Genomic DNA, 12,437 nt, shown 5'->3' with positions numbered 1-12,437 from the left:
TGAAATGACTGAGGGCCGTGCCCGCTCAGGCCGGTGCCGCGGACGCATGCGGCGCGGCCACGGCACCGCCGAAGCGACGCTTGAACACGGCGGCCGCGTCGTCGAGGTAGCTATAGATCACCGGCACGACCAGCAGGCACAGCACGGTTGAGGTGACCAGACCGCCGATCACCACGATCGCCATCGGCGCGCGGAAGCTGGAATCGGCGCCGATGCCCAGCGCGATCGGCAACATGCCCGCGCCCATCGCGAGCGTGGTCATGACGATCGGACGCGCGCGCTTGCGGCAGGCATCGACGATCGCCCGACGCCGATTGAACCCGTGGTCGCGGCGGGCGATGACGATGTAGTCCACTAACAGGATCGAGTTCTTGGTGGTGATGCCCATCAGCGTGATCAGGCCGATCATCGACGGCATCGACAGCGCCGAGCCGGTTGCCAGCAAGGCCGCGAATGCGCCGGGAACGGACAGAACCAGAGCGCTGAGCACGGTGAACGGCTGCAGGAAGTCCTTGAGCAGCAGCACCAGCACCGCGTAGATGCACGCGATGCCGGCGAGCATCGCCACGGCGAAGCCCGACGCCAGTTCGGCCATCGCTTCGGCGTCGCCGGTGGAACTGAGCACGATGTCGCCCGGCAGCTCGCGCAGGCTCGGCAGCGCGGCGGCGTCGCGTTCGACCTCGCCCAGCGGCCGGCCGTTGAGTTCGACCTTGAAATTGACGTTACGCCTCCGGTCCAGACGGGTGAGTTCAGCGGGGCCGTTGAGAACTTGCAGATCGGCCACGCTCTCCAGCGGCACCGGCGCGCGCGCGCCCGGCACGGGCAGGCGCCGCAACACGTCCAGATCGACGCGGCCGCGATCGGCCAACCTCACCACCACCGGCACCTGACGCTCGCTGAGATTGAGCTTGGCCAAGTCCTGGCGGTAGTCGCCCAACGTCGCCACGCGCAGGGTTTCGGCGATCGCCGCCGAACTCACGCCCAGGTCCGCGGCGCGCGCGAAATCGGGACGGACCACCAGCTCCGGCCGGACCGGGCTCGCCGACGAGGTCACCGATCCGATGCCTGGCAGCGTCCGCAGTTCGCGCTCGACCACGGCGGCATGCTGGGTCAGCCGCTGCCCGTCCTCGGACGCCAGCACCAGTTCGTAGCCCTCGCTGCCATCGCCCGCACCCACGCCGATGCGCGCGCCGGGCAGGCGCCGCAAGGCGTCGCGCAGCTCGCGTTCGATGGTTTGCCGCGTGGCGCCGTGCCGCCCGGTGCGCGGCGCCAGGTTCACGGTCAACACCGCGGTGGCGACGGTGGCGGACGCGGCATGCTCGTCCGGCCCTTCACCGCCGCCGCCACCGCCGCCGATGGCGGTGTAAACCGAGCGCACCTGCGCATGGCCGGCAATCGCGCGGCGGGCCTGTTCGGCCACGGCCAGGGTGTCTTGCAAGGTGCTCCCCGGCGGCAGCGTCAGTGTCGCCTGGGTCTGATCGCCGTCGTCGGCGGGTATGAATTCTCCTGGCAGGGCGAACGCGATCGCCGCGCCGGCGCCGACCAGCAGCACTGCCGCGCCGAGCGTGAGCGCGCGGCGCCGCAGACAGGCGCGCGCCCATTGCAGGTAGACCAGAACCCAGCGCGGCAGGCGCTGCCGCCGGCGCGCGGGCTTGAGCAGGTACGCGGCCATGGTCGGCGTCAACATGCGCGCGACGACCAGGGAGAAGAACACCGCCACCGCGGCGGTCCAGCCGAATTGCACGAAGTACTTTCCGACCAAGCCGCCCATCAGCGAAGTGGGCAGGAACACGGCGATCAGGGTGAAGGTGGTGGCGACAACCGCCAGACCGATCTCGTCGGCCGCCTCGCGGGCGGCGCGGATCGGCGGTTTGCCCATCAGCAGGTGCCGCTCGATGTTCTCGATCTCGACGATCGCGTCGTCGACCAGCACGCCGATCACCAACGACAACGACAGCAGCGAGACAGTGTTGAGGCTGAAGCCGATCAACTGCATCGCCGCGAACGTAGGGATCACCGACAGCGGCAGCGCCACCGCCGCGATCAGGGTCGCGCGCCAGTCGCGCAGGAACACGAATACCACCAGCACCGCCAGCGCGGCGCCTTCGTACAACAGCATCATCGAGCCGCGGTAGTTCTCCACGATTGGATCGACATAGCCGACCGCCTCTTCGAAGCGGACATCCGGATGCGCGGCGCGCAGCGCTTCGATGGCTTCGCGCGCACCGCGGGCGACGTCCAGCTCACCGGCGCCGCGCGCGCGCGCCACTTCGAACGCCACCACCGGCTTGCCATCGAAACGCGCCGCCGAGCGCGAATCGGCGGCGGCGTCGCGCACCGCGGCGACCTGGTCGATGCGGACCCGGCGGCCGTCGCCCAGGGCGATGTCGAGATCGGCGATCTCGGCGGCGGACGCCACCGTGGCGATGGTCCGCACGGACTGTTCGGCGCCGCCGAGATTGACCCGCCCGCCGGACGCTTCCTGCTGCAGTTCGCGCAGTTGCCGGGAAACATCGGCGGCGGTGACGTTCAGGGCGAGCAGGCGCTGCGGATCGAGTTCGACGCGGATCTCGCGCTCGACTCCGCCCACGCGCGACACCGCGCCGACTCCGGACACCGCCAGCAGCCGCTTGGCGATCTTGCCGTCGACCAGCCAGGACAGCGCTTCCTCGTCCAGGACGCGCGAGGACACCGCATAGATCAATACCGGCGAATCGGCCAGTTCGACCTTCTTGACGATCGGGTCCTGCAAGTTGGCCGGCAGGTTCGCGCGCGTGCCGGACACGGCGTCGCGCACATCCTCCAGCGCATCCTGCACGGGCTTGCCGACGTGGAACTCGGCGTTGATGGTGGCGACGCCGTCGGTCAGCGTGCTCTTGATGTGCTTGATTCCCTGCAGCCTGGCCAGCGCGTCCTCGATCTTGCGCGCCACCTCGCCCTCCAGTTGGGGCGGCGAAGCGCCCGGCAGCGCGGCGGTGACGGTGATGATGGGGAAGTCCAGGTCGGGGAAGTTCTGGATTTTCATGGCCGCGAAGCCGGCCGTTCCGGCCAGCGTCAACAAGGCGAACAACAGCGTGGTGGCGACCGGATTGCGAATCGACCAGGCCGAAACGTTGAGACTCACGGCCCGCTCCAGGCTGGCGCCGCGAAGGCGCGCCCCGCGGCGACGGCGAGCGCGCCGTCGCCCAGGTCGTCGCCGCCGGACCGGACGACGACGTCGACCCGATCGCCGTCGCTGAGGAAGCCCAGGCCGGATGCGATCACATCATCGGTCTGCAACAAGCCCGCGATGATCTCGATCCGAGCGCCTGCGCGACGGCCGACGACGACCTTCTTCTTCGACACCTTGGCATCCGCGCCGACTTGCATGACGTAGCTGAAGCCCTCGCGCAGCGATACCGCGCTCTGCGGCAGCGTCAGGGCACGCCTGCGCCCCACTTCGATGTAGCCGCTGGCGAATGCGCCGGAGCGGATCGCGGCGTCACGCGGCAGATCGACATAGGCCAGGCCGCTGCGTGTTTCGGCGCTGATGGTGGGTGCGAGCGCGCGCAATTCGCCGCGAACCGGCGCCTGCCCGGCGATGGCCAACGACGCGGTTTGGCCGCGCCGCAGCTTGTCCAAGTCCATCGCCGGCACCACCGCGCGCCACTCCAGGCGGCCGTCCTTGATGACGCGGAACAGTTCCTCGCCCACCGGCGCCACGGCTCCGACGGTCGCGGTGCGCGAGCTGACCACGCCGTCGTCCGGCGCCAGTACCCGCGCCTGGGCCACGCGCACGCGGTGGCGCCGCTGGGCCGCGCGCGCCGCCTCCAGCCGCGCACGCGCGGTCTGTGCCGCGGCGAAGTATTGCGCGATCTGCTGCGCGGACATAGCGCCGGAACCTTCCAGCGCCTTGGCGCGCGACGCGTTCGCTGACGCTTCCATCGCCTCGGCTTCGACCTGGGCCACCGCCGCGCTCGCCTCGGCCAGCTCGGCCTTGACGACCTCGGCGTCGAGCACGGCCAGCACATCGCCGCGCCGTACCGTATCGCCGACGTCGGCCCGCACCTCGGTCAGGCGCAAGCCGTCGCTCTCGCTGCCGACGATGGCCTCGCGCCAGGCCGCGACGCTGCCGTTCGCCGCGACGCGCACCGGCAGTTCCTCCATCCGCGCGCGCGTCAGCGCCACGGACATGACCGGCGTCGGCAACACGGCCCGCGGCTCTGCTTTTACGCCCTCCTTCTTCAGGAAGCTCACGATCGCCGCAAGCATCAGGACCGCGGCGCCGGCGATGGCGATTTCTGCAAGTTTCATTGCGAGATTGACCTTTTAACGTCTCGTCATTCGCGCCTGCGGCGCAGGACCGTTTCGCGCCGTCGAACGCTCGGGGCAGGATGGAAGGCAGGCGTCGCGCAAATGTCGCGGCGCTTCAGTCGTCCGCTTCGCGCTCGTCGATCCGATGGCGTCGGCGCTGCGTCCAGGCGTCGCGCACGAAGGTGTAGTCGTCGTACACCTCCTGCCGAATTCGGTCCATCGGCATCAGCTGGGTGCGGCCGTCGACGATCTCGAGCAGTTGCAAGGCGCTCGCAGCCCCCCTGTCGCCGAGGTAGGCCAACGGCGAAAGCCGCTGGTCGGCGACGATGGCGGCGGCGTCGCGGACCGTACGCGGTCCCAGCAACGGCATCACCAAGTAGCGCGAGTCGCGCCAGCCCCAACTCGCCAGCGTTTGTCCGAAGTCTTCGCCGTCGTGTTCGGGCAGCCCCATGTACGCCGCCGGATCGAACACTCCGGCAATGCCCAGCGTGGTATTGACGGCGAAGCGCCCCAGCGATTTCAACGCGGGTACGGGGCGGCCTTGCAACGCTTGATTGATCGCCGTGGCCGGTTGGCCCAGATTACCGAAGAAGTTGGACACGCCCGACCGCACCCGCGCCGGGATCGCCTTGGCGTAGCCGACTGCGAGCGGACGCAGCACACGCTTGTCGACTGCGCTGTTGAAGCGATGGATGCGCCGGTTGTAGCGCTCCCACGGATCTCGGACCGCCGCGCCCGTATAGAGCGCCGCGGCGGTCTCTTCGGCTTCCGCGGATTCGTCAGGAGCTTCGTCACGGCGAACATCCGCGCCGTATCCCACTGTCGCCGCGCTCGCCTGTTCGATGGGTTGGGTCGGTATCCGCGCTCGCGCGAGCGGCGCGATCGAGGACGGCTCGCCTTCGGCCGGCGATGCCAGCGCCTCGCGCTCGACGGCCAGGCTCACCGCTGCCTCAACGGGCGCGGGCCCCGACGCGCGCAAATTCGCGGACTGGCCGGCGCAAGCGCTCAACGCCAGGACTGCTGAGGCGAGCAGTACAGATTGAAGGGTCTTCATCGCGATCATCCGGGCCTGCCCCCGGCTCGCAGCCGGATCCGGGCGGTGCCGCACTATGGATTGGCGATGTCGGCGCAATGTCGCCGTCGCGGCGGCAAATCCAGAGGTGGATGCCCTTGGTCGGGCGGCCCGCGGCCGAGGCGATGGATGCGCTTCGGTTTCGTGTGGGCTCGGGTCTTCCGACGGCCGGTTCCTTTAACTCGGCCGACAGGCAAACTCCGGCCGCTTTCCGTCTCGCCTCGGATGCACACCGACGTAATCGGATCGGCCTATCCATAAGCGCCTTTAAGCGCTGAAGCGATTACGCCAGACACCGGGGTAATTGCCGAAGCCTCCCGGTCGCCTATTGATGACAGTACGGCTTCGGTCCGCAGGGCTTTCGATGTCCGCTTGGCCGCGGGCAGTCATCGGTGCGAATGCATGCAATCGCTATTGGGGTCGCGAAGTTTCCGTGGACGCCTTTCGCTCCAACCGCAGGATTCGGCCCTCAGGCTCGTCCGTCAACGCATAAAGCTTGCCGTCCGCGGCTTGCTTCACATTGCGAAACCGGATGCCGCCGATGAGATAGTCGATGCCGACAACGCGTTCGCCATCGAGGTCGACGCGCATCAGGTGGCCGCTGCCGAGGCCTGTCATGATCAGGTCGCCGCGCCACTGGGGAAACTGCGACCCGCTGTACACCGTCAAACCGGTCGGCGCTACGGTGCGATCTTTCCAGATCCAGGCAGGAGCGGTGTAGATCGCGCCGGGCAGCGAGTTGGGAGCGTACTCACGATCGCGATAGACACCCGCTGTCTTCACCGGCCAGCCGTAGTTGGCGCGCGGCCGCAGGATATTGATCTCATCGCCGCCCACTGGACCGTGTTCGGACATCCAGATGCGATCGTCGTCGGGACCTTGCGCCAGGCCTTGAGCCGCGCGAATGCCGGTCGCATAGAGTCCAGGAACCGCATCGGCGCCAAAATCGGGATTGCCAGCGGCGGGCCGACCGTCGAGCGCGAATCGATAGACCTTGCCGTGTCTGCTGGCAGGGTCCTGCGCCGATGGCATCGGCGGATTGTCGCGTTCGTGGTAATGACGTTCGCCCACGGTCAGATACAGCCGACGATGGCGATCGATCAGCAGTCCGCCACCGTAGTGGAAGCGCTCGCTGGAACGTGGAGTCGCGTCGAACAGCACCTGAATATCCACAAGTCCATCATCCACCAGGCGCGCCGTGGACAAGCGAGTGGTCGATCCGGTCGAATCCTTGGAGGCATAGGAAAAATAGAGCCGCCGGTTCTGAACAAAATCCGGATGCAGCACGACGTCGAACAGGCCGCTGTTATCGGCTCGCGTTTGCCGAACATTGTCGATATCCGACGGCATGCCCGCGATCGGAAATTTCGTTCCATCCGCGGCGACCCGGACGAAACCGCCCTGCTTTTCGCTGACCAGAAAATCGCCGCCCGGAAGAAAGGCCATCGACCAGGGGTGCTTGAGGCCCGTGGCGACGGCCGTGGTATCGACCTGGGGAAGCGGCGTCCCCGCCGCCAGCACCAACGCGAAAAGCATCGAATGTGCCATTGCGCCACCTGACGTGATATTCGGCGATTCTGCGCCAGGTTCGCGTTAGCGTCCACAGCAATAATTAAATGCGATGCATGCCGCCCTTACGCGTCACCGTACAGATATGACAGGCATCCGAATCTCCTCTGCAGAAATGGCCCGGCACCCTGAGAAGGAAGCGAATAGAAGGACTTACGCGATTGATCGAGAAAATGCCTGCGAAAGGCGAACCAATAGCGGTGACGAGATTGGTTGACGACGTCTGCGTCCGGACCTTCCGCAGGCCACGCGCCAGGTTGCCCTGGTTTGCTCGCGGCGCTTATTATCGGACTCCCAGACGCCGGATACGGATCGATGATGATTCCCCGTACTGCCACGTTTGTCGTTGCCATGTCGCTGGCGTCGTGCTCGCAGCCCACGCCTCCCGCCGAGACCGCAAATACGCCGCCTGCCACCTCGCCGGCGTCCGCACCGGAAGCGGCGAATCCAACCATCGCCCCGCCAGATCGCGCGTCCGCCGTCGCATCTGCGCCGATGGCCACTCAGTCCGGCCCGCAGGGCTCGCAATGGGATCTCACCAAAGCCACGGTCACCGGCAATTTGCTTACCGTGCAGTTCCAGGTGAAACCCGCCCCTGACAAGAACCTGTTTTTCATCGATCAGAAAATTGAGGATGTGAGTGTTGTCGATGACAGCACATCGCAGCGCTACAGCGTTCTCAGAGACGACACTGGCAAACCGATGGCCTCTCCCGTCGCTCCCACCGGGAGAGTGCTGCGTCTGGACATCAATCGCGGCTCGCAAGCGGCGGTGTGGTTCAAGTTCCCCGCACCTCCGGCCGGTTCCGCTACCGTTTCGATCAACATTCCCGATGTCGGCCCGTTCGACGGCGTGACCGTGCACCGATGAAGCGGATTGCCGGACTCATTGTCGCGCTGCTCGCGCTGTTCGCGCCCGGCTGCACGCGCGAGCAGCCCGCAGCGCAGCAGGCCACGCAAGCACCGGCTGCATCGACCGCCCCTGCAACGACGCCTGCCGTTCCGGCGCGCAACGGCGGGTCCGCACTGAGCGGCAACGTAAGCGGACTGACAGGCCGAGTCTCGGAATTGCAGGGCCTTGTCCGTGCCCTCGGCGGCGAAATCCGCGACCACGAAATCCATGTCGCCCTGCCTGCCGACACGCTGTTCGCGTTCGACCAAGCCGACATCTTGCCGGCTGCGGAAGAGAACTTGCGCACGCTTGCGGCGTTGATCGGCAAGACCCACGGCACGGTACGACTCAAGGGTTACACGGACGCGAAAGGCGACGACGCCTACAACCTCGGCCTGTCCAAGCGTCGCGCCGACGCGGTGAAAACGTGGATGACCGCAAACGGCGTACCGACCGAACGCCTCCAGGCCGCCGGTTACGGCGAAGCCGATCCCGTCGCCCCCAACCAACGCCCAGACGGCAGCGATGACTCGGGCGGTCGCGCCAAGAATCGGCGTGTAGAAGCCATCCTCTCGCGAGAGTAGTTTCTTGAGCATCAGGGGCCAGAATTGCCGGCTCCGCAAGAAGCCGGGGGCATTCAAGTCCCGGAACAATTATCAACCGCCGCCGCGACAGCCCCCCCTTGCCCGGAGCATTCACACGCGCCATGAGGTCAGCGGCGGCGTCATCCACGGCTTCGCCGATGGCGTCGTTGCTCTCGATATAGCTGGCCGACTCCCAGTATTCCCCGGCGTGAGAAGACCGATTCGAACTCGGGCAGTTGGAAGTGCGCTGATCCCGGGGATCGATCCCGATCCCGCGTAACTAGTCCTTTCCGATCTTCCGGGCCGCCGTCTGCATCACCAATCGATCCAGCGCTTCAACCTTCAGCGCGAGCAGGAGCGAGATGCGGTGTTGCAACAGCAGCATCACATTCGTGAAAGCCTTCTGGATATGCTCGGGAGATCCCATGGCATCGGCAGGATCTTCGATCCCCCAATGCGCGGTAGCGGGCTGCCCCGGCCAGATCGGGCAGCTTTCCCCGGCGGCGCGATCGCATACCGTGATGACCAGATCCATCTCGGGCGCACCAGGCTTGGCGAATTCATCCCACGCCTTGCTGCGCAGTTCAGCCGTCGGTAACCCGGCCTTGTTCAAAACCTCGATCGCGACAGGATGCACCCCGCCCCGCGGCTGGCTCCCCGCGCTGTAGGCAGTGATGCGCCCCTTACCCAACTGGTTCGCCACCGCTTCGGCGATGATGCTGCGGGCAGAGTTGCCCGTGCATAAAAACAAGACGTTGTACTGGCCGTTCATTGGTGCTCCGGGAGACGTGCTGCTTGATCAGGCGCGGGCGCCATACCAGCCCTTGGACGAGTTGACGATGCGGACCACCGACAGCATCACGGGCACTTCCACCAGGACACCCACCACCGTCGCCAGCGCGGCGCCGGAATGCACGCCGAAAATGCCTACGGCCGCGGCGACTGCGAGTTCGAAGAAATTGCTGGCGCCGATCAGTGCCGACGGCCCTGCCACGCAATGCGCGACCCCCAGCTTGCGATTGAGCCAATACGAGACGCCGGAGTTGAAGTACACCTGGATCAGGATCGGTACCGCGAGCATCGCAATGATCGCCGGCTGCGCGACGATCTGCCTTCCCTGGAAACCGAACAGCAGCACCAGCATGAGCAGCAACGAACCCAGCGAAATCGGCCCTAGACGCTTAAGGAGCGCTTGCAGCCCCGCCTCACCGCTCCGCGACAACACGACCTTGCGCAGGATCGCCGCGATCAGCACCGGTACCACGATGTACAGACCCACCGACAGCATCAACGTCGGCCACGGCACCGCGATCGAAGAAATCCCGAGCAGCAACCCCACGATCGGCGCGAATGCGATCACCATGATCAGATCGTTGAGCGCGACCTGGCTGAGGGTGAACTCCGGGTCGCCGTCGCACAGGTTGCTCCAGACGAAGACCATCGCCGTGCATGGCGCCGCTGCCAGCAGAATCAGTCCGGCGACATAGGAATCGAGTTGCTCGGCGGGCAGATAGCCGGCGAAGACGTGGCGGATGAATATCCAGGCAAGCAGCGCCATCGAAAACGGCTTGACCGCCCAGTTGACGAACAAGGTGACGCCGATGCCGCGCCAATGCCGCTTCACCTGTCCCATCGCGGCGTAGTCGATCTTCAGCAGCATTGGGATGATCATCAGCCAGATCAGCACCGCTACCGGCAGGTTGACCTTGGCGATCTGCGCCGCACCAAGCGTGGCGAACAGCCCTGGGAAGAGATAGCCCAGAGCGGTACCGACGACAATGCAAGCGAGCACCCACCAAGTGAGGTTGCGCTCGAACGAGCCCATCCGACGCGACAGCGGCTGATCGGCGGACGCCTCAACTGTGGCACTCATTGCGCGACCGCCCCCTTGCGCTTGACTGGCTTCGCCTGAGCCGGAGGGCAGATCGCCGGCACGCATTGCGATGCGTCGTTACCGCAGCAATTACGGGTTAGAAATTCGATCAACCCGTTCATGGCATCGAAATTCGCCGTGTAGCAAATGAACCGGCCGCGCGACTCACCCTGGATCAGGCCGGCGGCACTGAGTTCCTTGAAGTGGAACGACGCCGTCGCACCGGGCAGGGCCAGCGCCTCGGCGATATCGCCAGCCATGCGGCCGTCGCGGCCGGCCTCGACCAGCAAACGAAAGATCGCCAAGCGGGTTGTGTGGCCCAGGGCCGCCAAGGCGATGGTTGCATTTTGCATTTCCATGTTTCTAGAATAAACGAAACGATGATGCTGTCAACCGTTCGGCCTGCCGTTTATGGTCCGCGATCGCAGCGATTACCCGACCGTCCGCCACAACGAACGCAAGGGCGGTCGGAAGGCAGGGAGGTCGCCGCCGCTTCCGCTGCCGCATCGCCACCGACCGCCGTCGTTCCGCGAGGCCCGCAGATTCCGCGCGCATCAGGGAACTACGATGGCATCGGCTCTTCCCTACGAAGAGCTTGATCCGCGAGTCGATGTCCGTTGTCGGCCAGGAGCGCGCGCCCGCCAACTCGATGGCGGTCAGTGGCCGAGGTTCAAGGTCGAGTTTTTGTCCCGATGCTGGTTAAACCGTTCCACTAGCGTCTCGCTGGCGTGGTTCAGGCCAACGACGTCGACCTCGGCGCCATGCGCCCGCAGCTTCAGCACGACGCGATCGAGCGCGCCGACCGCGCTCAGATCCCAGAAGTGCGCCGCGGTCAGGTCGATGACCACCGTCTTCGCCGCGTGGATGAAGTCGAAACTGTTGACGAACTGGGTGGCGGAGGCGAAGAAGACTTCGCCGCGCACCGAATAGACGCGGACGCCGTCCTCGCGCTCGTGATCGTCGACTTCCAGCATCGCGCTGACCCGGCGGGCGAACGACAGCGCCGTCAGCAGCACGCCGGTCAGCACGCCCTTGGCGAGGTCATGGGTGGCGACGGTGACGACGACCGTACCGATCATGATGATCGACGCGCTCGCCGGATGCGCCCTGAGGTCGGCGATCGACTTCCACTGAAACGTACCGATGCTGACCATGATCATGACCGCTACCAGCGCCGCCATCGGAATGCGCCCGACCCACTCGGACGCATAGACCACCAACAGCAGGAGCACCACGCCGGCGACGAGGCAGGACAGGCGACCGCGCCCGCCCGCAGTCACGTTAATGACCGACTGGCCGATCATCGCGCAGCCCGCCATGCCGCCGAACAGGCCCGCAACGATGTTGGCCGCGCCTTGGCCGCCGCATTCGCGGCGACGGTGGGTCGGCGTATCGGTCATGTCCTCGACGATCTGCGCGGTCATCAGGGACTCCAGCAGGCCGACCACGGCCAACGTCGCCGACACCGGCAGCAAGATCCGCAAGGTCTCCCAGGTCAGCGGCACGTCGGGGAGCAGGAAGCGCGGCAGTTCGCTGGGTAGCTGGCCCATATCGCTGACGGTCCGGATGTCCAGCCCGAGCCCCATCGCCACCGCGGTCAAGACGACGATGGCGACCAAAGGCGACGGCACCGCGCGCGTCGCCAACGGCAGCAGGTAGATGATCGCCAAGCCTGCCGCACAGACCGCATAAACCGTCCACGGCATGCCGATCAGTTCCGGCAACTGGGCCAGGAAGATCAGGATGGCCAGCGCATTGACGAAGCCGGTCACCACCGAACGGGAAACGAAGCGCATCAAGGCGTTCAACCGCAATGCGCCCGCACCGATCTGCAGGACGCCGGTCAGTATCGTGGCGGCGAAAAGGTATTGCACGCCGTGGTCCTTGACCAAGCCCACCATCAGCAGCGCCATGGCCCCGGTTGCGGCGGAAATCATGCCCGGCCGGCCGCCGGCGATCGCGGTGATCACGGCGATGCAGAACGAGGCATACAGGCCGACCTTGGGGTCGACGCCGGCGATGATGGAGAACGCGATGGCTTCAGGAATGAGCGCCAGCGCGACCAGCAGGCCGGACAAAAGGTCGCCGCGGACATTGCCGAACCACTGCTCGCGCAGGGAATAGGAGACGGACATGGAAACACTCCACGCGCACC

Annotated in this window: 10 protein-coding genes; 2 read left to right on the top strand and 8 right to left on the bottom strand. The window is 66.2% G+C overall.

Annotation, left to right across the window (positions count from 1 at the left end):
- Window positions 1-25 precede the first annotated feature (25 nt).
- The 4 genes from J7J50_RS11025 to J7J50_RS11010 all read right to left on the bottom strand — a co-directional run bounded on the left by J7J50_RS11025 (window position 26) and on the right by J7J50_RS11010 (window position 6,913).
- Window positions 26-3,124 (bottom strand): efflux RND transporter permease subunit, encoded by a 3,099-nt coding sequence (locus J7J50_RS11025; protein WP_215055927.1) that lies wholly within the window; start codon window positions 3,122-3,124, stop codon window positions 26-28.
- Entirely contained in the window at window positions 3,121-4,251 is a 1,131-nt protein-coding gene (locus tag J7J50_RS11020) for an efflux RND transporter periplasmic adaptor subunit (RefSeq protein WP_215055926.1), read from the bottom strand. The genes J7J50_RS11025 and J7J50_RS11020 overlap by 4 nt, the downstream gene beginning before the upstream one ends.
- A 157-nt stretch (window positions 4,252-4,408) precedes the next feature.
- Window positions 4,409-5,347 (bottom strand): VacJ family lipoprotein, encoded by a 939-nt coding sequence (locus J7J50_RS11015; RefSeq protein ID WP_215055925.1) that lies wholly within the window; start codon window positions 5,345-5,347, stop codon window positions 4,409-4,411.
- 429 nt (window positions 5,348-5,776) lie between these two features.
- On the bottom strand, window positions 5,777-6,913 hold the full coding sequence (locus J7J50_RS11010; protein WP_215055924.1) for a PQQ-dependent sugar dehydrogenase: 1,137 nt from the start codon (window positions 6,911-6,913) through the stop codon (window positions 5,777-5,779).
- A 336-nt stretch (window positions 6,914-7,249) separates the two neighbouring features.
- Between J7J50_RS11010 and J7J50_RS11005 the strand changes: the two genes are divergently transcribed.
- Both J7J50_RS11005 and J7J50_RS11000 read left to right on the top strand, forming a co-directional pair.
- Entirely contained in the window at window positions 7,250-7,804 is a 555-nt protein-coding gene (locus tag J7J50_RS11005) for a hypothetical protein (protein WP_215055923.1), read from the top strand.
- Entirely contained in the window at window positions 7,801-8,409 is a 609-nt protein-coding gene (locus tag J7J50_RS11000; protein WP_215055922.1) for an OmpA family protein, read from the top strand. Before J7J50_RS11005 ends, J7J50_RS11000 begins: the two co-directional genes overlap by 4 nt.
- Before the next feature lie 280 nt (window positions 8,410-8,689).
- Here J7J50_RS11000 and J7J50_RS10995 read toward each other — a convergent pair whose 3' ends face one another.
- From J7J50_RS10995 to J7J50_RS10980, 4 genes are all read right to left on the bottom strand, one after another.
- Window positions 8,690-9,181 (bottom strand): arsenate reductase ArsC, encoded by a 492-nt coding sequence (locus tag J7J50_RS10995; protein ID WP_215055921.1) that lies wholly within the window; start codon window positions 9,179-9,181, stop codon window positions 8,690-8,692.
- A gap of 27 nt (window positions 9,182-9,208) precedes the next feature.
- Window positions 9,209-10,234 (bottom strand): ACR3 family arsenite efflux transporter, encoded by a 1,026-nt coding sequence (gene arsB / locus J7J50_RS10990; protein ID WP_215055959.1) that lies wholly within the window; start codon window positions 10,232-10,234, stop codon window positions 9,209-9,211.
- 44 nt (window positions 10,235-10,278) lie between these two features.
- Entirely contained in the window at window positions 10,279-10,641 is a 363-nt protein-coding gene (locus J7J50_RS10985; protein WP_215055920.1) for a metalloregulator ArsR/SmtB family transcription factor, read from the bottom strand.
- 297 nt (window positions 10,642-10,938) lie between these two features.
- The gene (locus tag J7J50_RS10980; protein WP_215055919.1) at window positions 10,939-12,417 is read right to left on the bottom strand and encodes a SulP family inorganic anion transporter; all 1,479 of its coding nucleotides are present in this window, start codon (window positions 12,415-12,417) and stop codon (window positions 10,939-10,941) included.
- Between the last annotated feature and the right edge of the window lie 20 nt (window positions 12,418-12,437).

The sequence above is a fragment of the Lysobacter sp. ISL-50 genome (genome assembly GCF_018612875.1).
Classification (GTDB): Bacteria; Pseudomonadota; Gammaproteobacteria; order Xanthomonadales; family Xanthomonadaceae; genus Lysobacter.
The sequence above is the reverse complement of the archived record's forward strand: the minus strand, read 5'-3'. Positions and strand labels throughout refer to the sequence as shown.